The sequence below is a fragment of the Nocardioides sp. LML1-1-1.1 genome (assembly GCF_040676175.1).
Lineage (GTDB): Bacteria > Actinomycetota > Actinomycetes > Propionibacteriales > Nocardioidaceae > Nocardioides.
The window spans coordinates 572,912-598,886 of record NZ_JBEGHK010000003.1 but is presented as its reverse complement, the minus strand read 5'-3'; the positions used below and the strand labels follow the sequence as shown (position 1 = coordinate 598,886).

The following is a 25,975-nucleotide window of genomic DNA, read 5'->3' as shown; positions in this document are numbered from 1 at the left end:
CTCCCAGACACCATGGTCCGGGAACGACGAAGCCCGGGTGCGGCAGCACCCGGGCCCGCCTTCAACGACGGCGCAGCTAGGCCTGCGCCATCAGTCCGAACTGGACGGCTCCGGTGTCGTCCACGCCGGCGTCGAGCACCATCGCGTCGAGCTTCTCGGCGGCGTTGGTGTCGAGGTAGACGGTGGCGCCGTCCTGCTCCACGACCTGGTCGCCCGCGATGGGCTCGTTGGTCGCGGTCACGGCGAAGCCCGCCTCGGCCTCGGAGATCCGCAGGCCCGCGGACTCGGCGGCCTCGGGGGTGTCGGTCATCTGCTTGACGATGGTGGCGGCGTTCTCAGTCAGGGTGAGCATGGTTGCCTTCTCGTTTCGCGGTCAGGGACCTTCCCCACCGTTGCAGGGACGTGCTGGTCGTTCAAGCCGACCGGCGTGTCGGGCATGTCGCGCAGGTGAACGGAGGGCGCGGCGAAGTGGGTGCCGATGAGGCACCTGGGGCCAGGCTTTGCTACGGTTTCTCCGCACTCGTCCGGGTGGCGGAATTGGCAGACGCGCTAGCTTGAGGTGCTAGTGCCCGTATTAGGGCGTGGGGGTTCAAGTCCCCCCTCGGACACCGACAAGGCCCCGAGTTCCTGCAGGTCAGGGACGCGGGGCCTTCGTGGTTCTCGGGCCCCGGCCGTGCTGTTCGCGGGCTGGCCCGCGGGCCTTCACCTGCGTGCACCCTGCCGGCTGCGCACGGTCGCCAGATTGACGCTCGACCGCCCGACGGATCCCGTACGCCGAGGTGAGACGAGCCGTGTTCCCGTCCCTGCTGACGTCCGTGCTGCTGACCGCGTTGCTGAGCGTCCCGGCGCCCACCTCCACGCTCCTCACCACGGACCCGGTGCGCGCGCCGCACCGGATCACCCACCAGCTCGTCCGGCTCGCCGACGCCGTGCCACCGGGGGAGAGCATCGAGGTGATGACCTACTTCCTCGGCTCCCGGAGCCTGGAGCAGGCGCTGGCGCGCGCCTTCGCCCGCGGCGTACGGGTCCGGGTCGTGGTGGAGGCGGCCACCGTGCGCGAGCACCCCGAGTCCGTGCGGTTGAAGCGGCTCCTGGACGCCGACCGCACCGACACCTCCTGGGTCCGCCTCGCGCACGGCTCGACGCGCGGGCCCGGCGGCGCGATGCACCAGAAGACCTGGCGCTTCAGCCGGGTCGGCACGACGCCGTACGTGACGGTCACCGGGTCGTACAACGCCGGCGACCTCGCCGACTCCCGTGCCCACGCCGTGATGTGGCAGTGGGTCGGTGCGGACGTCTACCGCGCGTTCGCCGCCGTGTGGGACGCCCAGGTACGCCGTGAGCACGGCCCGCGCCCGCTGCGCACCGCGGGCGGAGCGGGCTGGTCGGCGTACTTCTCGCCGTTGTCCTCGCAGGCCGCGGCCGGCGACCCGGTGCTGCGGCGGCTGGCCACGATCCCGGCGCGCCGCGGCACGGTGGTCCGGATCGCGATGTACTCCATGTGGGGCACGCGCGGCGACCGGATCGCGGAGCGCCTGGCCGCGATGGCCCGGCGGGGCGCCCGGATCGTGCTGCTCGCCGGTCCGACAGTGTCGTACGACGTCCGCGCGATCCTGCGCGGCGGCGGGGTCGCGGTCCTGCCGGGCTGCTTCGCCGACGGCACCTACACGCACTCCAAGGACATGTCGGCGACCTACGTGGCCGACGGCCGTCGCCGGTACTGGACGTGGGTCGGCTCCGACAACTGGACCACCGACGGGACGGCGTCGGACGAGGCGGTGCTCGGCATCGAGAGCCGGGCGATGCACGACCTCTTCACGGCGTACGTCGAACGGCTCCGGACCCGGCCCGGCGGGGTCTTCGAGAGCGCGTGCCACCCGCGCGGCGCGGAGTGAGCCGACCGGTCCTCCTCGCTGAGACGAAGGTCCCGGGACTTGCCGATTCCGGCCCGCCTGTCGGTGCCCGGGGTTAGCGTTGGTGACCATGCGCCCCCCAGCACGCTCCCTGCTCCTCGCCGCCCTCGCCGCGGTGTGTCTCGCCCTCGGCGTCCTGCCCGGCACGCCGCCGACCCAGGCGGCCGACCCACTGCCCCGCATCCTGCTCGACACCGACCCGCTCTACAGCGGCCCGGTCGTGGGCTACCACTACACGGCCAAGTCGGACTACAGCACGGGCTCCTGGCCGGCCGGCAGCACACTGCGCTACCAGTGGTTCCGCGGCGACAAGGAGGCCACGCTCGACAGCTTCGTGCCGGTCCCGGGGGCGACCTCGGCGCGCTACACGATGTCGGCGGCCGACCACTGGCACCGGATGCGCGTGCGGGTCCAGGCGTGGCGCGACGGCGGGCTGGTGGGGGAGAAGTTCTCCAGCTCCACCAACTTCATCCTCTACCAGATGAAGGAGCCGGTCGTGACCGGCCAGGCGATCGTCGGGCAGTACATGAAGGCGACCCTCGGCCCGTGGACCTCCGACTGGACGGTCTGGGAGGTCTGGCGCCGCAGCATGAAGCCGATCGCCGGAGTCGGTGGCCTCACCTACCTCGTCCGTCCGGCCGACGTCGGCAAGTCGATCTCGGTGCTGGTCATGGCGACCCACCAGTTCCCCGAGCCCAACCCCACCAAGGCGATCGACCGCCGGTGGAGCGCGCTCAAGGTCAACGGCGCCTACCCGCCGGTGCGCTGGGCCACCCGCTCCTCGGTCAGCGGGGTCTCCCGGGCCAAGGGCCAGCTGCGGGTCAGCGCGATCACCCGCGCCTGGGCCAACCACTTCACACCGCCCCGCGCGGCGCAGATGCGCGGCCTGGTCCGGATCTACGACGGCGCCCGCCTCGTGAAGACGGTGCGGCTCGACAAGGGCAAGCGGCTGGTCACCCTCAAGGGCCTGCGCCGCGGCGCCCACCAGATCCGGGTGACCTTCGTGCAGAACTCCACCTACGCCGGCTCCACGGTGGTGCGCACCCTGACGGTGCGCTGAGCCCCGGAGCGGGGTTGGTGCCGCGCGCCATGCTGAGGTCATGACCACCAGCTCGCGGGCCACCACCCTCCTCGGCCTGCACACCGACCCCGCCCTGCTCACCGTCGTCAACGTCTGGGACAGCATCTCGGCCCAGGTCGTCGCCGACCTGCCCGGCACGACCGCGCTGGCGACCGCCAGCCACTCGATCGCCGCCTCCCGCGGCTACGAGGACGGGGAGAACATCCCCGTGGACGAGATGATCGAGGAGGTCCGGCGCATCGTCGCCGTCACCGACCTCCCGGTCTCCGCCGACCTCGAGGGCGGCTACGGCGACGCGGCCGAGACCGTCCGCAAGGCCATCGGCGTCGGCGTCGTCGGCGCCAACATCGAGGACCAGCTCAAGCCCCTCGACGAGGCCGTCGCCCAGGTCGCGGCGATCATGAAGGCCGCCGAGGCCGAGGGCGTGCCGGACTTCGTGCTCAACGCCCGCACCGACGCCTTCGTCAAGGGCGCCGACGACCCACTGGCCGAGGCCGTCCGCCGCGGGCGCGCCTACCTGGACGCCGGCGCCCCGGTCGTGTTCGTCCCGGGCAAGCTCGACGAGGAGCAGGTCGCGACCCTGGTCGAGGCGTTCGGCCCGCAGCGGCTCACCCTGATCGGGCTGCCCGGCATCCCGCCGCTGGCGCGCCTCCAGGAGCTCGGCGTCGCCCGGGTGTCCTACGGGCCGCTGTCGCAGCGGGTGGCGCTCACCGCGCTCGCCGAGCTGGTCGAGGACGTCCACGCCGGCGGCGGCGTGCGCGCCGACGTACGACCGCTGAACTGAGCTGCATAGGGGCGAGCGGAGCGGGTAGTGGCCAGCCATGCACGACGCACCACTCCCGCTCCTGCTCCGTCTCGCGTACGCCGTCCGGCTGCGCGTCGCCCGCGCCTTCCTCGGTCCTGACGACACCCTGACGGCCTGATCCCTGCCCCTCCATGCTTGACGCCACGGAGACAATTCGTGGCATCGAGACTCGGGAGGGCTGATGGACAGGTTCGATGCAGACCTGGCGGACTGGGGCGACCTCGCGGGCGAGGAGTGGCCCACCCTGCTGCTCGGCAACGGCTTCAGCGCGAACCTGTGGCCCGGTTTCCGCTACGGCAGCCTCTTCGAGCAGGCCGGGCTCGGGGACGCCGCGGAGCACGTGTTCCGGTCCCTGCGCACCGACAACTTCGAGCTGGCCCTGGAGTGCCTGCACCATGCGCGGGTCACCCTGCACGCGCTGGGTGAGAACACCAAGAAGGTCTCCGGGCTCTACGTCGAGGTGCGCAACGCGCTCTTCGACACGGTGCGCTCGGTGCACGTCCCGTGGGGCGAGGTGCCCCGCGCGCGGATCGCTCGTGCCCTCGCCGGCCACCAGTCGGTGTTCACGACCAACTACGACCTGAGCCTGTACTGGTCGACCGTGCAGCCGGGCAGCCACGACGTCCGGGACTTCTTCTGGAGCGGGCCGGACCACCATGAGTTCGACCCCGGCAATGCCCGCGTCTTCGGCGCGGGCGCCACGCGCCTGCACTACCTGCACGGCGCCCTGCACCTGTGGCACGACGACCGCGGCGTCGACGGCAAGTGGACCCACGCCACCGGAGGCAGCCTGCTCGAGGTCGCCCAGCACTACACGCCGCGGTCGACGCGCCGCCCGCTCTACGTGAGCGAGGGCACCTCGGTCATGAAACGGCGCCGGATCGGCCGCTCGCCGTACCTGCGGTTCTGCCTGCGTCGCCTGCGCCGCGACGAGGCGCCCACGGTCGTGTTCGGCCACTCGCTGGGGGCCTCCGACGAGCACGTCGCCACCGCGCTCGGCAAGGGGGCGCCGCGGCGGATCGCGATCTCGGTCTGGCCCGAGCAGGCCGCCAGGGACATCCGCGCCGTCAAGGCCCGGATGCACGCCGCGCTCCCGGGCCACGACCTGGACTTCTTCGCCAGCACCACCCATCCGCTGGGGATGGCACCATCGACGCCATGACGGACCCGACCGACCAGTCCGCCCGCGCGATCGCTGCCGCCGAGTCGCTGGGGCTGGCCTTCACGGTCACCCGGCACGGCCCGGTCCGCTCGCTGGAGGAGGCCGCGGCGGTGCGCGGGATCGCGCCGCGGCAGATCGTCAAGACGATGGTGGTCCGGGTGGCCGACGGCGATCACCGGTTCGTGCTGGTGCCCGGTGACCGGGAGATCGCCTGGCCGCGGCTGCGGGCGCTGCTCGGGGTCAACCGGCTCTCGATGCCGTCGGCGGAGGTGGCACGGGAGGTGACCGGCTACGTGCGGGGCACGATCACCCCGCTCGGGGCGCTCGCCGCGCTGCCGGTCGTCGCGGACGAGCGCGTGACCGGCGAGATCTCGATCGGCGGCGGTGCCCACGGGGTGGCGCTCGCCATGGACGCCTCAGCTTTGCTCGCGGCCCTCGGCGCCCAGGTCGCGGACGTCACCGACCTGGCCGATTGAGGCGAGGGTCCGGGTGAGCACCTCGTCGAAGGGCGCGCCTTCGCCGTAGAAGAAGCCCTGGCCCTTGTCGCAGCCCTTGCCGCGCAGGTAGCGCGCCTGCTCGACGGTCTCCACGCCCTCGGCCGCGACCGACATCCCGAGGGCGTGCGCCATGGCGAGGATCGCGTCGATGACGGCGGCATCGGCGTCGGTCGTGGTGAGCCGCCGGACGAACTCCCGGTCGATCTTCAGCTTGTCGACCGGGAAGCGGGTGAGGTAGGCGAGGCTGGAGTAGCCCTGGCCGAAGTCGTCGACGACGATCCGGGTGCCGATCTCCTTCAGGGTGTGCAGGACGGCCAGGGCGTCGTGGTCGTCGTTCATCAAGATGCCCTCGGTGATCTCCAGCTCCAGCGCGGATGCCGGGAGGGACGCCGCGTCGAGCGCGGCCTGGACCTCGCCGACCCAGGACTTGCGGGCGAACTGGCGTGGCGAGACGTTCACGGCGATCCGCAACGGCAGCCCGGAGGCCCGGCGCAGGGCGGCGGCGTCCTGGCACGCCCGGCGCAGCACCCAGCCGCCCAGCTCGGCGATCAGGCCGCTGTCCTCGGCGACCGGGATGAACCGGTCGGGCGGGACCTGGCCGACCGAGCGGGAGTTCCAGCGCGCCAGCGCCTCGTAGGCCACGACCTCGCCGGTCGCAAGGCTCACCTGCGGCTGGTAGACCACGGACAGCTCGTCGTCGCGCTCCAGCGCGTGGCGCAGGGACGCGGAGAGGACCAGCTTCTCGTTGCTGTCGATCAGCATCTCGGTCTGGAACCAACGCACGTTGTTGCGGCCGGCGGCCTTGGCCCGGTACATCGCGACGTCGGCGTTCTTGAGCAGGTTCGACGGCGTCTCGCCGTGGTCGGGGTAGACGGCGCAGCCCACGCTCACCGTCGCCAGCACCTCGTGGTTGTTGACCATGACCGACGTCGGGAGGACCGCCGCGATGTCCTTGATCCGGTCCCGCACCTCCTGCAGGTCACCGACCTCGGAGAACACCATCACGAACTCGTCGCCCCCGAGGCGGGCCACCAGGTCCTTCTCGCCGCTGACCTCGGCCAGCTGCTCGGCGACGCGCAGCAGCAGCCGGTCGCCGGCGTGGTGGCCGAGGGAGTCGTTGACCCGCTTGAAGTGGTCGACGTCGAGCAGGAGCAGCGCGACCTTCGATCCGTTCCGCTCCGCGGTGGCGATCGACTCGACCAGGTGCTGGGTGAGCATCGAGCGGTTCGGCAGCCCGGTGAGCGCGTCGTGGTCGGCGAGGTAGGCCACCCGCGCCCGCACCTCCAGCCGCTTGGTGATGTCGAAGGCGACGGCGAGGTAGCCGCTCGCCTGGCCGGCCTCGTCGACGACCGGGGTGATCGCCTCGCCGACGGTGACCTCCGAGCCGTCGCGGCGCCGGTAGCCGAGCTCGCACTCCTCGCCGTCGGCGCCACGGGTCCAGTCCTGGCCGACGACGTGCGACGGGGCGTACACCGTGGTGAGCGGACGGCCGAGCAGGGCGCTCTCGCTGTGGCCGAGGAGACGCTCCGTGGCCGGGTTCGCCGCGACGATGCGACCCTCCAGGTCGGTGACCAGCACGCTGCACGGCATGCTGGCGAGGATGCTGCGGCGCAGCGAGTCCTTGCCGGCGACGGCGAGGGCGTCCTGGACGGCCAGCCGCTCGCTGATGTCGATGACGGAGGCGAGCACGAACTTCTCCTCGCCGATGACGATCGGGTTCAGCCCGATCTCGATCGGCACCTCGGTGCCGTCGCTGCGCAGCCCGTAGAGGTCGCGGCCCGCTCCCATGGGGCGAGCGGCCGACTCCGCCTGGTAGCTGGTGCGGTAGCGCAGGTGCGCGCGGCGCGAGCGCTGCGGGATCAGCTGCTCGACGCGCATGGAGAGCAGGTCGGCGCGCCCGAAGCCGAAGAGCTCCTCCGCCTGGCCGTTGACGAGCACGATCCGCCCGTCGCCGCCGACCATCACCATCGCGTTGGGGGTGGCCTCCAGGATCAGCCGGAGCCGGCTGGCCTCCTCCTCCGACGCCGAGGGGACGCGGTCCTCGATCGCTACCAACGCCGTAGCCCTGCTTCCTCCGAGAACCGTGGGGTCGTCGTGACCTTAGGCCGACGCGGCGGGTTCCCGCGGCGGAATCAGGGATCAGACCAGAGTTGCCGAACCCTCACCGATCACGGGGCGAGCGCCCCGTCCACCGCCGGTACGCCGCCCCGAAGCTCGTCGCCTCGGCGTACCCGAGCTGCCGGGCGATGTCGTCGACCTTCAGCCCGCGGTCGGCGAGGAGCTCCTCGGCGGCGCCGCGTCGTACCTCGTCCAGCAGGGCCCGGTACGACGTCCCGGACTCGGCCAGGTGCCGGCGCAGCGAGCGCTCGCTCAGCCCCAGTGCGGCGGCCACGTCGGCCATCGGGGCGCCGTCGGCGAGGCGCTGCGCGACGAGGATCCGGACCTGCTCCACGATCCCGGTCCGGCTGCGCCGGGCGGCGACGAGGTCGCGGCACAGCGCCTCGGCGAGGGCGAAGGCGTGCGGGTTGGCCTGGGGGAGCGGGTAGTCCATCCAGGCGGCGTCGATGCGCAGCTCGGCCCGGCCGCCGGGTGCGTCCCACCGTGGCCGGACACCGAAGGCGGCGCGGTAGTCGCCCGGGTCGGCGGCGGGATAGGGCAGCGCCACCGAGGACACCCTCGGTGCGCCCCCGGCGATCTCGCGCAGCACGGTCCAGATCGCGCTGAGGTCGCGCTCGGCGAGGAAGCGGCCCACGTCGGCTGGCAGGTCGCGGTCATCGAGGGCGACCACGGCCTGGTCGCCCTCGATCCGGGCACCGAACACGCAGAAGGCGAAGCTCAGGTCGAGGAAGCGGAAGGCGAGGTTGGCGGCGGCGCCCATCGTCGGGCTGCTGAGCAGGGCGAAGCCGAGCGGCCCGAAGGTGGACACGTGGTAGCGGAGCCCGACCCGGGCGCCGGTGATCCCCGGGACGGCGGCGACCAGGTTGCGCACCACCCGGAGCTCCTGCTGGGCGGTCACCTCCCGCTGGTGGTCGTCGAGGTCGCGCACGCCCAGCCCGCTGCCGCGCAGCAGCACCTCGGCGGCGACACCCTCGTCCGTGCCGGCGCCGACCAGCAGCGCGATCCCGGCCACCCGGCGCGGGAAGTCCCAGGTGCGGGTCACCGGCGGATCGAACATGGCCGGAATTATGGATCCTGTGGCCGTTCGGCGCTGGCAGGCGCTCCGGCCGGTGCCTAGCGTGCTGCCATGAGCACCCGTACGCCGTCGGTCATCGTCATCGGTGCCGGCTTCGGCGGCCTGGCCACCGCGCACCACCTCCGCGAGGCCGGGATCACCGACGTCACCGTCCTGGAGCGCGCCGACGACATCGGCGGGGTGTGGCGCGACAACACCTACCCGGGCGCGGCCTGCGACGTACCGTCCTCGCTCTACTCCTGGTCCTTCGCGCCCAAGCACGACTGGAGCCACCGCTACGCCCGCCAGCCGGAGATCCACGCCTACATCCGGGAGCGGGCTGCCGCGAGCGGGCTGCGCGACCTGGTCCGTACAGGCGCGGAGGTCGCCTCGGCGGCCTGGGCCGACGGCCGGTGGACGGTCCGGCTGACCTCGGGCGAGGAGCTGGCCGCCGACATCCTCGTCTCCGCGGTCGGCCAGCTCTCCGAGCCCGCGGTGCCGGCCATCGCCGGCCTCGACGACTTCGCCGGCCCGGTCTTCCACTCCGCGCAGTGGGACCACGACGTCGCGCTCGCCGGCAAGCGGGTCGCGGTCATCGGCACCGGCGCCAGCGCGATCCAGTTCGTGCCCGAGGTCGCCCCGGTCGCGGGACGCACGACGGTGTTCCAGCGCTCGGCGCCGTACGTCGTCCCGAAGCCGGACCGCACCTACGCCGCCTGGGAGAAGCGCCTGTTCGTCCGACGCCCGCGGCTGCACGCCATCGCCCGGCGCAGCGTGTTCAAGCTCTCCGAGCAGCTCAACAAGGCGCTCGACTCCGACGGCGGCACGATCACGAAGGTCCTCGACCGGGCCTGGCACCTGCACCTGCGCCGCCAGGTCAAGGACCCGGCGCTGCGGGCCCGGCTGGTGCCGGACTACCCGCTGGGCTGCAAGCGGCTGCTCTTCTCCAACGACTGGTACCCCGCGCTCGTGCGCGACGACGTCGACGTGGTCACCGACCGGATCACCGCGGTCGAGGCCGGCGGTGTGCGCACCGCGGACGGGGTGCTGCACCAGACCGACGTGATCGTGCTAGGCACCGGCTTCGCCGCCACCGACTTCCTCGCCTCGCTCGACATCACCGGCCGCGACGGCCGGCGGCTGCACGACGCGTGGCAGGGAGGCGCCCGAGCCCACCTCGGGATCACCGTGCCCGACTTCCCGGGCTTCTTCATCCTCTACGGGCCCAACACCAACCTCGGCGGCAGCTCGATCATCGGCATGCTGGAGGCGCAGGCGGGCTACGTCGTGCAGGCGGTGCTCGAGGGCGCCCGGCGTGGAGCGGCGCTGGCCGTGCGCGCGGACCGGGCCGCGTCGTACGACGAGGAGATGCAGGGCCGCCTGTCCAGCAGCGTCTGGGCGTCGTGCACGAGCTGGTACCGCGAGCCCAGCGGCCGGATCACCACCAACTGGCCCGGCACGGTGACGGAGTACCAGGAGCGCACCGCCCGCTTCGACGCCGCCGACTTCGAGGAGGTCGCCCGATGACGCACTACGACGTGCTGGTGGTCGGCTCCGGCTTCGGGGGCAGCGTGACCGCGCTGCGGCTGTCCGAGAAGGGCTACCGCGTGGGCGTGCTGGAAGCCGGGCGCCGGTTCGCCGACGACGACCTGCCGACGTCCTCGTGGAAGGTCCGCGACTACGTCTTCAACCCGGCGCTCGGCTGCTACGGCCTGCTCCGGATGACCCTGCTCAAGGACGTCCTGGTGCTCACCGGCGCCGGCGTCGGCGGCGGCTCCCTCGTCTACGCCAACACGCTGTACGAGCCGCCGAAGGCGTTCTTCGACGACCCGCACTGGGCCGGCATCACCGACTGGGCCGACGAGCTCGCGCCCTACTACGACCAGGCGCGGCGGATGCTGGGCGTGACGTCGTACCCGTCGATGTCGCCGTCGGACCACGTCATGAAGTCGGTCGCCGACTCGCTCGGCGTGGGGGAGACCTTCGGGCCCACCGACGTCGGCGTGCTCTTCGGCGAGCAGCCCGGCGAACGGGTCGCGGACCCGTTCTTCGGCGGCGCCGGTCCCGCACGGACCACCTGCACCGACTGCGGTGCCTGCATGACCGGCTGCCGGGTCGGCGCGAAGAACACCACGGTCAAGAACTACCTCCACCTCGCCGAGCGGGCCGGCACCGTCGTCCACCCGATGACCACGGTCACCGACGTCCGCCCCCGCGCGGGCGGCGGCTACGAGGTGGCCACCCGCCGCACCGAGGGCAAGGTACGACGCGGGGCGCGCACCTTCACCGCCGACCAGGTCGTCTTCAGCGCCGCCTCCCTCGGCACCCAGCGCCTGCTCCACCGCCTGCGCGACGGCGGCAGCCTGCCCCGGATCTCGCCGCGGCTCGGTGAGCTGACCCGCACCAACTCCGAGGCGATCCTCGGCGTGCGCGCCCGAGGCGACGAGGTGGACTACTCACGCGGCGTCGCCATCACCTCCTCCATCCACGTCGACGACCACACCCACGTGGAGCCGGTCCGCTACGGCCGCGGCAGCAACCTGCTCGGCCTGCTGATGGCGACCCTCACCGACGCCCCCGCCGACGGCCGCTCGCGCCTCGTCGCGGGGTTGCGCGAGATGTGGAAGCACCGGCGCGACCTGCCCCACCTGCACGACCCGCGGCACTGGTCGGAGCAGACCATCGTGCTGCTGGTGATGCAGAGCCTCGACAACTCCCTCACGACGTACCTGCGCCGGAGGCCGTGGGGCCGCACCCTCACCACCCGACAGGGCACCGGCGAGACCAACCCGGTCTGGATCCCCCAGGGGCACGAGGTCGCCCGCCGGGTCGGCGAGGAGATCGACGGCATCCCCGGCGGCACCTGGGCCGACCTCGTCAACATCCCCGCCACCGGCCACCTGATCGGCGGCTGCCCGATCGGGGAGACCGCCGCGGACGGCGTGATCGATCCCTACCACCGCCTGCACGGCTACGACGGCCTCCACGTCATCGACGGCTCCGCCGTGGCGGCCAACCTCGGCGTCAACCCCTCGCTCACCATCACCGCGATGGCCGAGCGAGCCGTCGCGATGTGGCCGAACAAGGGGCATGCCGACGCCCGGCCGGCGCTCGGCGCGTCGTACGAGCGGGTGGTGCCGGTCGCGCCGGAACGGCCGGTGGTGCCGGCGGACGCTCCCGGTGCCTACCGTTTGCCCGTCGTACGATCCACTCCGTGAGCACCTACGTCTCCTTCGTCCTCTTCGCGGCCCTGCTCGCGATGGCACCGGGCCCGGACACGTTCCTGACCCTGCGCGCGAGCGTGGTGGGCGGCCGGCGGCGGGGGATCGTGACGGCCGCGGGCATCACGACCGCGGGTGCCGCGCAGGGCGTGCTCGCCGCGACCGGGCTCGGTGCGGTGCTCGCGGCGGCCGAGCCGGTGTTCCTGGTGATCCGCTGGGCGGGGGTGGCGTACCTGACCTGGCTCGGCGTGACGGCGATCCGTGACGCGCTGCGCCGTGACGGCAGCGTGTGGGCCGTGGGAGAGGGATCGGCGAAGGTCCGCGACCGTACGGCGTTCCGCCAGGGCTTCGTCTGCAACATCACCAACCCGAAGGTGCTGGCGTTCAACCTGGCGGTGCTGCCGCAGTTCGTCGGTGCCGGCGAGGGGCTGCCGACCCTGCTGGCCTACGCGCTGACGCTGGTCGTGATCGGCGCGGTGGTGCTCGCGGTGGTCGTGTGGGTGGCCTCGAAGGCGGCCCGCTCGCTGGTGCGTCCGGCCTTCCGACGCAGCGTCGACGGGGCGACCGGTGTGGTCATGCTGGGCTTCGCGACCGCGCTCGCCGCGGAGGCCTGAGCCTCACCAGGAGTGCCGCGAGACCTCGGTCCCGTCGAGGGCGTACTCGAGGTAGCCACCCTGCTGGAAGTCGTTGCTGGAGTACGCCGAGATCCAGGCGGGCGTGGGGTCCTCGGGCTCTGGGCGCTTGATGATCAGGTAGCAGAGCTCCGGGTCCTCGACGAGTGCCCTGGCCGCCGCGCACATCGCGGCGAACCGGGAGCCGTCGAGCGCGGCGAGGTCGTAGGGGACGTCCTTGGTGTTGCCGCGGCCGGTCTCGTCGAGCGCGCCGTCCCAGTGGTAGGTCACCTCGCGGACGTCGCCCGGCTTGAAGGGCGCGTCCACCACGGCGTACTCGGGGTAGAGCACGACCTCGAACACGGTCGTGGTGCCGGTCTTCTCGCGCACCGCGTCGACCAGGTCGGCGAAGCCGGCCGCGGACTGCACGTCGGGCTTCTCGTCGGCCTTCTCGGCCGCCGGTGCGGGCGCGACGTCGGAGCCGCCGGAGAGCGCGAAGATGCCGGCCGTGACGCCGCCGACCAGGACGACGCCGGCTACGCCGATGAGCGCCGGGCTGCCACCCGTACGACGGACGGTCCGCTCCTCGAGCGTGCGCACCCGCGGCGGCTCGGGCGGCGGCACGTAGGCCCGCAGCTCGGCCCCCGGCTCGCCGTCCGGCGTCTCGTCGGGGGTGTACTGCTTCCAGTCCGGGGGTGCCACGGGGAGAACGCTAGCCCTTCGGCGGCCCGTGCAACGATGACGCCATGACCGAATCCAGCGAGGTCGTCGACATCTGCCGGGAGCTCATCCGGATCGACACGTCGAACTACGGCGGCGAGGACGGGCCCGGGGAGCGCAAGGCCGCGGAGTACGTCGCCGGCCTGCTCGACGAGGTCGGCATCGCCGCCGAGGTCGTGGAGACCGCGCCGGGCCGGGCCAACGTGCTGGCCCGCTGGGGCGGGGACGGCAGCCGCGACGACGCGCTGCTGCTGCACGGCCACCTCGACGTCGTACCGGCAGCGGCGGAGGACTGGCAGGTCCACCCGTTCAGCGGCGAGGTCCAGGACGGCTACGTGTGGGGCCGCGGGGCGGTCGACATGAAGGACTTCGACGCGATGCTGCTGTCGGTGGTCCGCGAGCGGCAGCGCACCGGCCGGGCCCCCGAGCGCCCGGTCGTGCTCTGCTTCACCGCTGACGAGGAGGCGGGTGGCCACCAGGGCGCGCAGCTGCTGGTGGAGGACCACGCGGACTGGTTCGAGGGCTGCACCGAGGCGGTCGGCGAAGTGGGCGGGTTCAGCACCACGATCCGCGGGCGCCGGCTCTACCTCGTCGAGGCGGCTGAGAAGGGCATGGCCTGGATGCGGCTCACCGCCCGCGGCCGCGCCGGCCACGGCTCGATGATCAACGACGACAACGCCGTGACCCGTCTGGCTGCGGCAGTGGCCCGGATCGGTGCCCACGAGTGGCCGGTCCGGCTCACCCCGACCATGCGCACGCTGCTGGCCGCGGTCGGCGACCTGGCCGGCGTCGAGCCCACCCCGGAGAACGCCCCCGCGCTGGTCGAGGAGTTCGGCGGCGCCGCCCGGATGCTCGGCGCGGTGCTGCGCAACTCCACCAACCCGACGATGCTCGACGCGGGCTACAAGGTCAACGTCATCCCCACCGAGGCGTCCGCGCACGTCGACGGCCGCTTCCTGCCGGGCTTCGAGGACGAGTTCTTCACCACGCTCGCGGAGCTCACCGGGGAGGGCGTGGAGATCGAGTACGTCTCCAAGCAGCCGCCCTGGGAGATGCCGTACGACGGCGCGCTGGTCGACGCGATGACCCGGAGCCTGCTCGCCGAGGACCCGGAGGCCATCGTGGCGCCGTACCTGATGAGCGGCGGGACCGACGCCAAGCACTTCACCAAGCTGGGCATGCGCTCCTACGGCTTCGCGCCGCTGCGGCTGCCGGAGGAGCTGGACTTCACCGCGCTCTTCCACGGGGTGGACGAGCGGGTGCCGGTCGACGCGCTGGAGTTCGGCACCCGGGTGATGGACCGCTTCCTCGACGAGGCCTGAGGCTCGCGGCCCAGGAGCGCAGGCTCAGGCGGTCCGCACCGCGCGGATGATCTTGCGCCGCAGCACCACCCGGCGCCGGCCGTCCGCACCGATCTGCAGGCGGTCCAGCTCCCAGCCGCCGTGCTCGGCGCGCTCGGTGAGCAGCTTGGCGACCACGTTGCGCGACAGCGCGCGGTCGAAGGTCACCCGGTCGAACTCCCACTCGACCCCTCGGCCGAGTCCACGCGAGATCCCTGGCCGGAGCATCGTGACGGTCATGCCGCACCTCCTGAGACGTCGTCGAGCGCACTGCGGATCTCCGCAGGCAGGGTCTTGGACTCGCTCCCGAGAGCGACCTTCAGCTGGGCGGCGGTGCGCGCGCCCACGATCGGTGCGGTGACGGCGGGGGAGTCGCGCACCCACACCAGGGCCACCTCCAGCGGCGTCCAGCCGAGACCGTCCGCCGCCCGGCAGACCGCCTCGACGATGCCGCGGCTGTGGTCGTCGAGGTAGGCCTCGACGAAGCCCGCGAACACCGGAGACGCCGCCCGGGAGTCCGACGGGGTGCCGGTGCGGTACTTGCCGGTCAGCACGCCGCGCCCCAGCGGCGACCAGGGGAAGACCCCCAGGCCGAGCGCGTCGACCGCCGGCAGGACCTCGCGCTCGATGCGCCGGTTGACCAGGGAGTACTCCACCTGGGTCGAGGCGATCCGCGCCCGCCCGGGCACCGCCTCCTGCAACGTCGCCGCGCGGGCGGTCTGCCAGCCGGTGTAGTTCGAGATGCCGACGTACGACGCACGGCCGCTGCTCACCGCCTGGTCGAGCGCACCCAGCGTCTCCTCCAGCGGGACGTCGTCGGACCAGATGTGCACCTGCCACAGGTCCACGTGGTCGGTGCCGAGCCGGCGCAGCGAGGTGTCCAGCCCGCGCAGCAGCGCCCCGCGGGAGGTGTCGTGCACCCGCTCGCTGCCTCGCCGCCAGATGCCGGCCTTGGTCGCCAGGACCACCTCGTCGCGGCGGACCACGTCACCCAGCAACGAGCCGATCAGCTCCTCGGAGCGACCGTCGGTGTAGCCGGCGGCGGTGTCGATCGTCGTGCCACCCGCCTCGACGTAGGCGGTCAGCTGGTCGCGCGCCTCGTGCTCGTCGGTGTCCTTGCCCCAGGTCATCGTGCCCAGGGCGAGCCGCGACACCTGGAGGCCGCTCGCGCCGACGTACCGCTGCTGCATGGAGGAAAACGTAGCCCCACGCCTGGAGAGAAGCGGTCCGGGCACGCCGGTACGACGCCGACAACCGCGGTGTCCCTAGGATGCTCTTCCGTGGTGGACTTCCTGCAAGCGGTGTTCCTCGGCGTGCTCCAGGGCCTGACGGAGTTCCTGCCGATCTCCAGCAGCGCGCACCTGCGCATCTTCCCCGAGTGGTTCGGCTGGGGCGACCCCGGCGCGGCCTTCACGGCGGTCATCCAGATCGGCACCGAGCTGGCGGTGCTGCTGTACTTCCGCAAGGACATCTGGCGGATCGCCCGGTCGTGGGTGCTCTCGCTGTTCAAGCCGGAATACCGCGGCACCCTGGACGCCCGGATGGGCTGGTACATCATCGTCGGCTCGCTGCCGATCGTGATCCTCGGCGTGCTCTTCAAGGACGTCATCGAGCGCGACTTCCGCAACCTCTGGCTGATCGGCTCGACCCTGATCGTGATGGGCATCGTGCTCGGCATCGCCGACCGCGTCGGCCGCACCGACAAGGTCGTCAAGCAGATGACTCTGCGCGACGCGGCCCTGATGGGCGGCGCCCAGGCGCTCGCGCTCGTCCCCGGCGTCTCCCGCTCCGGCGCCACCCTGTCGATGGGCCGCTTCCTCGGCTACGACCGCGAGGCCGCCACCCGGTTCGCCTTCCTGCTCGCCATCCCCGCCGTCGTCGGTGCGGGCGTCTTCGAGCTCAAGGAGATCGCCAACGTCGGCGAGGCGCACGCCGGGGAGGCCAACTACGGCTGGGGCCCGACCCTCACCGCGACGATCGTGTCCTTCGTGGTCGGCTACGCCGCGATCGCGTGGCTGCTGCGCTACGTCTCGACCAAGTCCTACACGCCGTTCGTCGTCTACCGGGTGCTGCTCGGGCTCGGGGTGTTCGCGCTGCTGGGCTTCGGCTACCTGAACGCCTGACCTGCTCCGGAGCCGTGTGCTGCGCTGAGCACTCACGTGGTGCGTGCTGAGCGCGGCAGGTACGTCGCGATCCGGGCCGAGCCCGAGTCCGCTCCGCGGATCACGACGACCTCGGTCACGGCACCGAGGTCGGAGACGTGGGGCAACGTGCTCAGAACCAGCCGGACCGCTTGAACAACACCCACAAACCACCCACGGTGGCGACCATCAGCAGCAGCGCGAACGGGTAGCCGTAGGTCCAGCTCAGCTCGGGCATGTGCGTGAAGTTCATGCCGTAGACCCCCGCGATCAGCGTCGGTACGACGACCAGCGCCGCGCCCGCGGAGATCTTGCGCATGTCGTCGTTCTGCTGCACAGCGATCCGGGCCAGGTGGGCGTCGAAGGCGGTGGAGAGCAGTCCGTCGAGGGTGTCGATCTCGTCCGCGGCCTGGGACAGGTGGTCGCTGACGTCGCGGAAGAAGGGGCCGGCCTCGGCCTCGATCAGGTCGGCGGCGCCGGTGGCGAAGCGGCGCATCGGCTCGCGCAGGGGGAGCACGGCGCGTCGTACCTCGGACAGCTCGCGCTTGAGGACGTAGATCCGGTTGCCGTCGTCGGTGCGCTGCTCGGAGAAGACGGAGGTCTCGACCTCGTCGACGTCGACCTGGAGCTCGGCGACGACGGCGGTGTAGCCGTCGACGACGGCGTCGCACACGGCGTAGACGACGGCCGAGGGGCCGTGGTCGAGGACGGCCTGCTTCTGCTCCAAGGCGTGGCGGGCGTCGCTGAGCGCCGAGCCGCGGCCGTGGCGCACGGTGATCACGAAGTCCTCACCGATGAAGACGTTGATCTCGCCGGTCTCGACGGCGTCGTCCTCGTCGACGTACCAGAGCGTCTTGAGGACGAGGAAGAGGCTGTTGTCGTACTTCTCCAGCTTCGGCCGCTGGTGCGCCACGACGGCGTCCTCGACGGCGAGCGGGTGCAGCTCGAAGGCCTCGGCGATCTCGGCGAGCTCGATGTGGCTGGGCTCGTAGAGGCCGACCCAGACGAAGTCGTGGTCGCGGCTGGCGGCCTCGCGCAGGGCGGAGTAGTCGTGCGGGTAGCAGTCGACCGGGAGGCGCACCCCGTGGCGGTAGACGGCGCTGTCGACGATCACGGGTCAACGCTAGTCAGCGGGCGACCGGCCCTGCTCTAGGCTCGCCGCCATGGCCACCCTGCTGCTGGTCCGTCACGGCCGGACCACCGCCAACGCCTCCGGCCTGCTCGCCGGGCGCACCCCCGGGGTGCTGCTCGACGAGGTCGGCACCGAGCAGGTCGCCCGCACTGGAGCGCGGATCGCGGCGGTGCCCGTCGCGCGCCTGGTGACCAGCCCGCAGGAGCGCTGCAAGCAGACCGCCAAGGCGGTCTCCGACGCCCAGCGCGCCGCCGGTCACAAGGTCCGTACGACGACCGAGAAGGCCCTCGCCGAGTGCGACTACGGCGACTGGCAGGGTCAGCCGATCAAGACGCTCCTCAAGGATCCGCTGTGGCGCACGGTCCAGCAGCAGCCCTCGGCCGTCACCTTCCCGGGCGGGGAGTCGATGGTGGCCATGCAGCACCGGGCCGTGGCCGCCGTACGACGCCTCGACGCCGCCATCACCGCCGAGCACGGCCAGGAGGCGGTCTGGGTCGCGGTCAGCCACGGCGACATCATCAAGTCCGTGCTGGCCGACGCGCTCGGCCTGCACCTCGACCTCTTCCAGCGGATCAACGTCGACCCGGCGTCGATCTCGGTGGTGCGCTACGCGCCCGACCGCCCCTACGTGCTGGCCTCCAACACCCACGACGGCGATCTGTCGTGGCTGAGCAAGCCGCCGCCCGCGGGCCAGGGCGCCGTGGTCGGTGGCGGCGCCGGACCGCGCTGAGCGGTCTGGCTAGGCTGGCAGCATGCCGATCGTGCACGGATTCGACCCGCCCGAGCGCTTCGTCGCCGGGACCGTCGGCGAGCCCGGGAGCCGCACCTTCTTCCTCCAGGCCAGCGCCGGTGCGCGGATCGTGTCGATCGCCCTGGAGAAGCAGCAGGTCGCCGCACTGGCCGAGCGGGTGGAGGAGCTCCTCGACGAGGTGATCGCCGACGGCAGCACCCGCGGCGTGATCCCCGCGATCACGCCCTTCGGGCTGTCCGACGACGCCCCGCTCACCCAGCCGATCGAGGAGGAGTTCCGCGCGGGCACGATGACGCTCTCGTGGGACCCGGGCGACGAGCGGGTCGTGATCGAGGTCTTCCCGGTGGGCGAGGAGCCCGCCGAGCTGGCCGACGGGGCGGAGCCCGCCGAGATGCTGCTGGTCCGGCTGGAGCCCGGCCAGGCGCGCGCCTTCGTGAAGCGGTCCGAGGCCGTGATCGGCGCGGGGCGCCCGGCGTGCCCGTTCTGCGGCCACCCGATCGACCCCGAGGGCCACCTGTGCGTGCGCGCCAACGGGTTCAAGCGCCGCGACCCCTGAGCATGACGGGGCTGACCCTCAAGGGCCGGATCATGCCGGCCTCCAACGCGACCTTCCTCGCCGAGCTCGACGGCACCGAGGTGGTCTACAAGCCGGTCGCCGGCGAGCGCCCGCTGTGGGACTTCCCGGACGGAACGCTCGCCGACCGCGAGGTCGCGGCGTACCTCGTCTCGAAGGCGACCGGCTGGGACGTCGTGCCGCGCACCTGGTGGGCGGAGGGCCCGCACGGGCCCGGCATGGTCCAGGAGTGGCGTGAGGTCGACCCCGAGCAGGACGCCGTCGACCTCGTCCGGTCCGGTACGACGCCCGCGGGCTGGCTGGAGGTCTTCGACGGTCTCGACGACCGCGACCGCCCGGTCACCCTGGTCCACGAGGACACCGCGCCGCTGCGCCGGATGGCCGTCCTCGACGTGGTCATGAACAACGCCGACCGCAAGGGCGGGCACGTCCTGGCGATGCCCGGCGGGCACCGGCACGGGGTGGACCACGGCATCGCCTTCCACCATGAGCCGAAGCTCCGCACGGTGCTGTGGGGCTGGGCCGGCCAGCCGCTCACCGACGAGGAGACCTCGGTGGTGACCGAGCTGCTCGCCGCCGTGCGCGGCAGCCTGGGCGAGAAGCTGGGCTTCCACCTGGCCCAGCACGAGATCACGGCGCTGGAACGCCGAGCGGAGCGGCTGCTCGCGACCGGGGAGCTGCCCGGCCCGCAGGGCGGCTGGCCGCCCATCCCGTGGCCGCCCTTCTGAGGAGCACCAACTAGCATCGCCCCATGCGCGCATGGAACGCCCCGGGCCTCCCGGTGCTCCCGGTGACCGGCCCTCCCGTCGTCCTCCACGACACCGCCCGCGGTGCCACGGTCGAGGCGACGCCCGACGGGCCCGCGCGCCTCTACGTCTGCGGCATCACGCCGTACGACGCCACGCACATCGGCCACGCCAACACCTACCTGGCCTTCGACCTGCTCCACCGGGCCTGGCGCAACGCCGGCCACGACGTCCGTTTCGTGCAGAACGTCACCGACGTCGACGACCCGCTGCTGGAGCGCGCCACCAAGGTCGGGGTCGACTGGGTGGAGCTGGCCGAGCGGGAGACCGAGCTGTTCCGCAAGGACATGGAGGCGCTGCGCGTGCTGCCCCCGGCGGCGTACGTCGGCGCGGTGGAGTCGATCCCGCTGGTCATCGACCTGATCACCCGGCTGGAGGCCGCGGGCGCGGTCTACCGGGTCGAGGAGGACCTCTACTTCTCGGTCAGCGCCGACCCGGCTTTCGGCGAGGAGTCGGGCTACGACCGGGACACGATGCTCCGCTTCTTCGGCGAGCGCGGCGGCGACCCGGACCGCGCGGGCAAGAAGGACCCGCTCGACTGCGTCGTGTGGCGCGGTGAGCGTGCGGGCGAGCCGTCGTGGGACAGCCCGTGGGGCAAGGGCCGGCCGGGCTGGCACATCGAGTGCGCGGCGATCGCGCTGCAGGAGCTCGGCGGTGCCTTCGACGTCCAGGGCGGCGGCAGCGACCTCGTCTTCCCGCACCACGAGATGTGTGCCGGGCACGTGCAGGTGGCGACGGGGGAGCCCTTCGCGAAGATCTACTCCCACGCCGGCATGGTCGCCTACGACGGCCAGAAGATGTCGAAGTCCCTGGGCAACCTGGTCTTCGTCTCCGCGCTGCGCAACAGCGACATCGACCCGATGGCGATCCGGCTGACCCTGCTGCGCCACCACTACCGCACCGACTGGGAGTGGACCGACGACCAGCTCTGGACCGCGGTCGACGACCTCGCCGACTGGCGCCGGGCGCTCGCCCTGGGTGCCGGCGCCCCGGCCGGCCCGGTGGTCGAGGAGGTGCTCGCCGCGATCGCCGACGACCTGGACGCCCCGCGCGCGACCGCCGCGATCGACGGCTGGGTCGCCGCCACGCTCGGCACCGACGGTCTCGCCGACACCAGCGACCCGGACGCGGCCACCACGCTGCTGCCCGTGCTGGACGCGGCGCTCGGCCTCAGCGTCTGAGGCCGAGGTCCTCGCGGGCCCTAGCGGTCCTCGCCGCGACGCTTGAGGTAGCGCTCGAACTCCCGCGCGATCGCCTCGCCCGAGGCCTCCGGGAGGTCGGCGGTGTCACGCGACTCCTCCAGCGAGCGGACGTAGTCGGCGATGTCCTCGTCCTCCTCGGCCAGCTCGTCGACGCCGCGCTCCCAGGCGCGCGCCTCCTCGGGCAGGTCGCCGAGCGGGATCGGGGTCTCCAGCAGGTCCTCCAGCCGGCTGAGCAGCGCGAGGGTGGCCTTGGGGCACGGCGGTTGGGCGACGTAGTGGGGGACGGCGGCCCAGTAGGAGACGTTCGGCAGGTCGACGGTGGTGCAGGCGTCGGCGAGCACGCCGACGATCCCGGTCGGCCCCTCGTACGTCGACTGCTCCAGGTCGAGCCGCTCCATCAGGTCCGGCTCGGTGGAGGACCCGGAGACCGGGATCGGCCGGGTGTGCGGGCTGTCGGAGAGCAGCGCGCCGAGGGTGACGAGCAGCTCGCCGCCGAGCTCGTCGATGACCTCGAGCAGCTCGGTGGTGAACTGGCGCCACTTCATGTTCGGCTCGATGCCGCGGATCAGGATGACGTCGCGGTCCAGCGCCGGGGGAGAGGCGACCACGACGTGGGTGCTGGGCCAGGTCAGCTTGCGGAAGCCGTTGTCGTCGATGCCGACCGTGGGCCGGTTGACCTGGAAGTCGTAGAACTCCTCCGGGTCGATCGCCGCGACGACCCTGCCGTTCCACACGCGGATCAGGTGGTCCACCACGGCGGTCGCGGACTCGGCGGCGTCGTTCCAGCCCTCGAACGCCGCGATGACCACCGGCCGGACCAGTCCGGTCACCGTCTCGATCTCCATCACTTCTCCAGCCTAGTCACGCGATCCCGAGTACGATGGACACCGGCCGAGAGGCGTTGCAACGGGGCGTCCACGTGGGACCCCCGCCACGCTCGGCAGGGACACCAAGGGCGCCTTCCATTTACTGGAAGGATGGGTTGATGGCTCTGGACAGGTCGCAGGACGCCGCATGGCGGCCCGATGCCACCGACGAGCTCACCGCGCTGCTCCGCGAGCGGATCGTGATCCTCGACGGTGCGATGGGCACCGCCATCCAGCGTGACCGCCCCGACGAGGCCGGCTACCGCGGCGAGCGCTTCGCCAGCCGTGAGGAGTGGCCGAGCGACCTGATCGGCAACAACGACCTGCTCTCGGTCACCCAGCCCGACATCATCGGCGGCATCCACCGGGAGTACCTCGAGGCCGGCGCCGACATCATCGAGACCAACACGTTCAACTCCAACTCGGTCTCGCTGTCCGACTACGGGATGGAGGAGCTCTCCTACGAGCTCAACCTCGAGTCCGCGCGGCTGGCCCGCCGGGTCGCCGACGAGGTCGCGGCCGAGACCGGTCGCCCGCGCTACGTCGCCGGCGCACTCGGTCCCACGACCCGCACCGCGAGCATCAGCCCCGACGTCAACGACCCGGGTGCGCGCAACGTGTCCTACGAGCAGCTGGTCGACGCCTACCTCGACGCCGCCCGCGGCCTGGTCGACGGCGGCTCGGACCTGCTCTTCATCGAGACCATCTTCGACACCCTCAACGCCAAGGCCGCGATCTTCGCCGTCGAGACCCTCTTCGAGGAGGCCGCCCGGCGCTGGCCGGTGGTCATCTCCGGCACGATCACCGACGCGTCCGGCCGCACGCTGTCCGGCCAGGTCACCGAGGCGTTCTGGGACTCGGTGCGCCACGCCCGGCCGCTCGCCGTCGGTCTCAACTGCGCGCTCGGCGCGAAGGAGATGCGGCCCTACGTGGCCGAGCTGTCGCGGCTCGCGGACTCGTTCGTCTCGGCGTACCCCAACGCGGGGCTGCCCAACGCCTTCGGTGAGTACGACGAGGCGCCCACCGACACCGCCGCGGTGCTCGTGGAGTTCGCCGAGGCCGGCTTCCTCAACATCGTCGGCGGCTGCTGCGGCACCACCCCCGCGCACATCGCCGAGATCGCGAGGCAGATGGAGGGCCGCGCGGTCCGCGAGGCCGTCGGCGTCGAGCCGGCGATGCGCCTGTCCGGCCTGGAGCCGTTCACGATCACCGACGACTCCCTGTTCGTCAACGTCGGCGAGCGCACCAACATCACCGGCTCCGCGCGCTTCCGCAACCTGATCAAGGACGGCGACTACGACACCGCGCTGTCCGTGGCCGCGCAGCAGGTCGAGGCCGGCGCCCAGGTCATCGACATCAACATGGACGAGGGCATGATCGACGGCGTCGCCGCGATGGACCGCTTCGTCAAGCTGATCGCCAGCGAGCCCGACATCAGCCGGGTCCCGCTGATGATCGACTCCTCCAAGTGGGAGGTCATCGAGGCCGGGCTGCGCTGCGTGCAGGGCAAGCCGATCGTGAACTCGATCTCGCTCAAGGAGGGCGAGGAGAAGTTCGTCGCCCAGGCCCGGCTGTGCAAGAAGTACGGCGCCGCCGCGGTCGTGATGGCCTTCGACGAGGACGGCCAGGCCGACAACCTCGAGCGCCGCAAGGCGATCTGCGAGCGCGCCTACCGGGTGCTGGTTGACCAGGTCGGCTTCCCGGCCGAGGACATCATCTTCGACCCGAACGTGTTCGCGGTCGCGACCGGCATCGAGGAGCACGCGACGTACGGCGTGGACTTCATCGAGGGCACCCGCTGGATCAAGCAGAACCTGCCCGGTGCGAAGGTCTCCGGCGGCATCTCCAACGTCTCCTTCAGCTTCCGCGGCAACAACGCGGTGCGCGAGGCGATCCACGCGGTCTTCCTCTTCCACGCCATCGAGGCGGGGCTCGACATGGGCATCGTCAACGCCGGCGCCCTGGTGCCCTACGACACCATCGACCCGGCCCTGCGCGACGCGATCGAGGACGTCGTCCTCAACCGCACCGACGACTCGCTCGCCGCGACCGAGCGGCTGCTCGAGCTGGCCGAGGCGCACCGCGGGACCGGCGAGGTCGTCGAGGCGGCCGCCGAGGAGTGGCGCTCGCTGCCTGTCGGCGAGCGGATCACGCACGCCCTGGTCAAGGGCATCGACGGCTTCGTCGAGGGCGACACCGAGGAGCTGCGCCAGGAGATCGCGGCCCGCGGCGGCCGGCCGATCGAGGTCATCGAGGGCCCGCTGATGGACGGCATGAACGTCGTCGGCGACCTCTTCGGCGCCGGCAAGATGTTCCTGCCGCAGGTCGTGAAGTCCGCCCGCGTGATGAAGAAGGCGGTGGCCTACCTGATCCCCTTCATCGAGGAGGAGAAGGCCGCCAACCCCGAGCTGGCCGGCGCCAAGGACACCAACGGCACGATCGTGCTCGCCACCGTCAAGGGCGACGTCCACGACATCGGCAAGAACATCGTCGGCGTGGTGCTCTCGTGCAACAACTACGAGGTCATCGACATGGGCGTGATGGTCCCGGCCCAGAAGATCCTCGACAAGGCGGCCGAGGTCGGCGCCGACATCATCGGCCTCTCCGGCCTGATCACGCCGAGCCTCGACGAGATGGTCGGCTTCGCGACCGAGATGCAGCGCAACGGTCTCCAGATCCCGCTGCTGATCGGCGGCGCGACCACCTCGCGCGCCCACACGGCCGTCAAGATCGACCGCAAGTACGACGGCCCGGTGGTCTGGGTCAAGGACGCCTCCCGCTCGGTGCCGACCGCTGCCGCCCTGCTCGACGAGCGCCAGCGCCCAGCGCTGATGGAGGCCACCCAGGCCGACTACGACTCGCTACGCGCGCGGCACTCGCAGAAGTCCGAGCGCCCGCAGCTGTCCTTCGCCGACGCGCAGGACAACAAGTCGCCGATCAGCTGGGACGGCTACACCCCGCCGCAGCCCAAGTCGCCCGGCGTGCACGTGCTGTCGGGCTACGACCTGACGGAGCTGCGGGACTACATCGACTGGCAGCCGTTCTTCAACGCCTGGGAGATGAAGGGCAAGTTCCCCGACATCCTCAACAGCCCGACGCACGGCGAGGCCGCCCGCAAGCTCTACGACGACGCGCAGGTCATGCTCGACCGACTGGTCGAGGAGGGCTGGCTGACCGCCAACGGCGTCTACGGGCTGTTCCCGGCGGCGAGCACGGGCGAGGACGTCGTGGTCTACGAGGACGAGTCCCGTGGCGCCGTACGGGCGACCCTGCACCAGCTGCGCCAGCAGGGCCAGCACCGTGAGGGCGTGCCCAACCGCTCGCTGGCCGACTACGTCGCCCCGATCGGGAGCGACCTGTCCGGCGGCGGCGACTGGGTGGGAGCCTTCGCGCTGACGGCCGGGATCGGCACGACCGAGCGGATCATGGCCTTCAAGGAGGAGCTCGACGACTACTCGGCGATCCTGCTGGAGGCCCTGGCCGACCGGCTCGCCGAGGCGTTCGCGGAGCGCCTGCACCAGCGGGTGCGCACCGAGTTCTGGGCGCACGTGCCGGAGGAGCAGCTGAGCAACGAGGACCTGATCGCCGAGAAGTACACCGGCATCCGCCCCGCGCCCGGCTACCCCGCCTGCCCCGACCACACCGAGAAGCTCACGATCTGGGACCTCCTGGACGTGCAGGCCAACACCGGCATCGAGCTCACCGAGTCGATGGCGATGTGGCCGGGCGCCTCGGTCTCGGGCATCTACTACAGCCACCCGGAGGCGCAGTACTTCGTGGTCGGCCGGCTCGGCCGCGACCAGATCGAGGACTACGCCGCCCGGAAGGGCTGGTCGGTCACGGAGACCGAGAAGTGGCTCTCCCCGAACCTCGGCTACGACCCGGACGACTGATCGGCACGCACGACCACCCGAGGACCCCGGCCCCGCACGGCGCCGGGGTCCTCGGCACTTCCGGGGCCTGCCCGGCGCGCCTCCCGAA

General features: G+C 72.1%; 23 protein-coding genes, 1 tRNA gene and 1 riboswitch. Of the genes, 16 read left to right on the top strand and 8 right to left on the bottom strand.

All coding sequences use genetic code 11. The annotated features are described in order from the left end of the window. Positions 1–76 precede the first annotated feature (76 nt). Positions 77–352 (bottom strand): Fe-S cluster assembly protein HesB, encoded by a 276-nt coding sequence (locus tag MRBLML1_RS14060; RefSeq protein ID WP_364516881.1) that lies wholly within the window; start codon positions 350–352, stop codon positions 77–79. 170 nt (positions 353–522) lie between these two features. Between MRBLML1_RS14060 and MRBLML1_RS14055 the strand changes: the two genes are divergently transcribed. From MRBLML1_RS14055 to MRBLML1_RS14030, 6 genes are all read left to right on the top strand, one after another. Next, a tRNA-Leu gene (locus MRBLML1_RS14055) sits at positions 523–608 on the top strand. 183 nt (positions 609–791) lie between these two features. Continuing rightward, entirely contained in the window at positions 792–1,895 is a 1,104-nt protein-coding gene (locus tag MRBLML1_RS14050) for a phospholipase D-like domain-containing protein (RefSeq protein WP_364516879.1), read from the top strand. An 88-nt stretch (positions 1,896–1,983) separates the two neighbouring features. After that, entirely contained in the window at positions 1,984–2,973 is a 990-nt protein-coding gene (locus MRBLML1_RS14045; protein ID WP_364516877.1) for a hypothetical protein, read from the top strand. A gap of 40 nt (positions 2,974–3,013) precedes the next feature. Further along, entirely contained in the window at positions 3,014–3,778 is a 765-nt protein-coding gene (locus tag MRBLML1_RS14040; RefSeq protein WP_364516875.1) for an isocitrate lyase/PEP mutase family protein, read from the top strand. Between the two features lie 202 nt (positions 3,779–3,980). Then, complete coding sequence (locus tag MRBLML1_RS14035) at positions 3,981–4,961, top strand: DUF4917 family protein (RefSeq protein WP_364516873.1); 981 nt, start codon at positions 3,981–3,983, stop codon at positions 4,959–4,961. Next, entirely contained in the window at positions 4,958–5,437 is a 480-nt protein-coding gene (locus MRBLML1_RS14030) for an aminoacyl-tRNA deacylase (RefSeq protein WP_364516870.1), read from the top strand. Before MRBLML1_RS14035 ends, MRBLML1_RS14030 begins: the two co-directional genes overlap by 4 nt. On the opposite strand, the gene MRBLML1_RS14025 is transcribed toward MRBLML1_RS14030, so the two are convergent. Further along, a complete protein-coding gene (locus MRBLML1_RS14025; RefSeq protein WP_364516868.1) occupies positions 5,378–7,513 on the bottom strand; it encodes a putative bifunctional diguanylate cyclase/phosphodiesterase in 2,136 nt (711 codons plus the stop codon). The genes MRBLML1_RS14030 and MRBLML1_RS14025 overlap by 60 nt on opposite strands. Positions 7,514–7,619: 106 nt before the next feature. Further along, entirely contained in the window at positions 7,620–8,633 is a 1,014-nt protein-coding gene (locus MRBLML1_RS14020) for an AraC family transcriptional regulator (protein WP_364516866.1), read from the bottom strand. Positions 8,634–8,702: 69 nt separating this feature from the next. Between MRBLML1_RS14020 and MRBLML1_RS14015 the strand changes: the two genes are divergently transcribed. From MRBLML1_RS14015 to MRBLML1_RS14005, 3 genes are read left to right on the top strand one after another with little or no spacing between them, the layout of a single operon-like run. Further along, positions 8,703–10,157 (top strand): flavin-containing monooxygenase, encoded by a 1,455-nt coding sequence (locus MRBLML1_RS14015; RefSeq protein WP_364516864.1) that lies wholly within the window; start codon positions 8,703–8,705, stop codon positions 10,155–10,157. After that, complete coding sequence (locus tag MRBLML1_RS14010; RefSeq protein WP_364516862.1) at positions 10,154–11,848, top strand: GMC family oxidoreductase; 1,695 nt, start codon at positions 10,154–10,156, stop codon at positions 11,846–11,848. The genes MRBLML1_RS14015 and MRBLML1_RS14010 overlap by 4 nt, the downstream gene beginning before the upstream one ends. Further along, the gene (locus tag MRBLML1_RS14005; RefSeq protein ID WP_364516860.1) at positions 11,845–12,465 is read left to right on the top strand and encodes a LysE family translocator; all 621 of its coding nucleotides are present in this window, start codon (positions 11,845–11,847) and stop codon (positions 12,463–12,465) included. Before MRBLML1_RS14010 ends, MRBLML1_RS14005 begins: the two co-directional genes overlap by 4 nt. Before the next feature lie 3 nt (positions 12,466–12,468). On the opposite strand, the gene MRBLML1_RS14000 is transcribed toward MRBLML1_RS14005, so the two are convergent. Beyond that, positions 12,469–13,164 carry a hypothetical protein gene (locus MRBLML1_RS14000; protein WP_364516858.1) on the bottom strand — a complete coding sequence of 232 codons (696 nt, stop codon included), beginning with the start codon at positions 13,162–13,164 and terminating at the stop codon, positions 12,469–12,471. 44 nt (positions 13,165–13,208) lie between these two features. On the opposite strand from MRBLML1_RS14000, the gene MRBLML1_RS13995 reads away from it, so the two are divergent. Next, positions 13,209–14,504 (top strand): M20/M25/M40 family metallo-hydrolase, encoded by a 1,296-nt coding sequence (locus MRBLML1_RS13995; protein ID WP_364516856.1) that lies wholly within the window; start codon positions 13,209–13,211, stop codon positions 14,502–14,504. A gap of 24 nt (positions 14,505–14,528) precedes the next feature. Here MRBLML1_RS13995 and MRBLML1_RS13990 read toward each other — a convergent pair whose 3' ends face one another. Then, a complete protein-coding gene (locus tag MRBLML1_RS13990) occupies positions 14,529–14,762 on the bottom strand; it encodes a DUF5703 family protein (protein ID WP_414691248.1) in 234 nt (77 codons plus the stop codon). After that, positions 14,759–15,712 carry an aldo/keto reductase gene (locus MRBLML1_RS13985; protein ID WP_364516854.1) on the bottom strand — a complete coding sequence of 318 codons (954 nt, stop codon included), beginning with the start codon at positions 15,710–15,712 and terminating at the stop codon, positions 14,759–14,761. The genes MRBLML1_RS13990 and MRBLML1_RS13985 overlap by 4 nt, the downstream gene beginning before the upstream one ends. Before the next feature lie 90 nt (positions 15,713–15,802). Between MRBLML1_RS13985 and MRBLML1_RS13980 the strand changes: the two genes are divergently transcribed. Beyond that, positions 15,803–16,645: an undecaprenyl-diphosphate phosphatase gene (locus MRBLML1_RS13980; RefSeq protein ID WP_364516852.1), complete on the top strand. Its 843-nt coding sequence runs from the start codon at positions 15,803–15,805 to the stop codon at positions 16,643–16,645. Between the two features lie 151 nt (positions 16,646–16,796). On the opposite strand, the gene corA is transcribed toward MRBLML1_RS13980, so the two are convergent. Next, positions 16,797–17,777 (bottom strand): magnesium/cobalt transporter CorA, encoded by a 981-nt coding sequence (gene corA / locus MRBLML1_RS13975; RefSeq protein ID WP_364516850.1) that lies wholly within the window; start codon positions 17,775–17,777, stop codon positions 16,797–16,799. A 49-nt stretch (positions 17,778–17,826) separates the two neighbouring features. Between corA and MRBLML1_RS13970 the strand changes: the two genes are divergently transcribed. The 4 genes from MRBLML1_RS13970 to mshC are packed head-to-tail and all read left to right on the top strand — an operon-like array spanning position 17,827 to position 21,107. Next, entirely contained in the window at positions 17,827–18,525 is a 699-nt protein-coding gene (locus MRBLML1_RS13970) for an MSMEG_4193 family putative phosphomutase (protein ID WP_364516848.1), read from the top strand. Positions 18,526–18,547: 22 nt separating this feature from the next. Then, positions 18,548–19,102: a DUF3090 domain-containing protein gene (locus MRBLML1_RS13965; RefSeq protein WP_364516846.1), complete on the top strand. Its 555-nt coding sequence runs from the start codon at positions 18,548–18,550 to the stop codon at positions 19,100–19,102. Positions 19,103–19,104: 2 nt separating this feature from the next. Continuing rightward, positions 19,105–19,848, top strand: coding sequence for an SCO1664 family protein (locus MRBLML1_RS13960; RefSeq protein ID WP_364516844.1), 744 nt, complete (start codon positions 19,105–19,107; stop codon positions 19,846–19,848). 23 nt (positions 19,849–19,871) lie between these two features. Beyond that, positions 19,872–21,107 carry a cysteine--1-D-myo-inosityl 2-amino-2-deoxy-alpha-D-glucopyranoside ligase gene (mshC, locus tag MRBLML1_RS13955; RefSeq protein ID WP_364516842.1) on the top strand — a complete coding sequence of 412 codons (1,236 nt, stop codon included), beginning with the start codon at positions 19,872–19,874 and terminating at the stop codon, positions 21,105–21,107. A 20-nt stretch (positions 21,108–21,127) separates the two neighbouring features. Here the strand turns inward: mshC and MRBLML1_RS13950 are convergent, their stop codons facing one another. Next, positions 21,128–21,973: a PAC2 family protein gene (locus tag MRBLML1_RS13950; protein WP_414691252.1), complete on the bottom strand. Its 846-nt coding sequence runs from the start codon at positions 21,971–21,973 to the stop codon at positions 21,128–21,130. A 42-nt stretch (positions 21,974–22,015) separates the two neighbouring features. Then, a riboswitch (S-adenosyl-L-homocysteine riboswitch) is annotated at positions 22,016–22,096 on the top strand. Between the two features lie 17 nt (positions 22,097–22,113). Here MRBLML1_RS13950 and metH point away from each other — a divergent pair. After that, complete coding sequence (metH, locus tag MRBLML1_RS13945; RefSeq protein WP_364516837.1) at positions 22,114–25,887, top strand: methionine synthase; 3,774 nt, start codon at positions 22,114–22,116, stop codon at positions 25,885–25,887. Positions 25,888–25,975 lie beyond the last annotated feature (88 nt).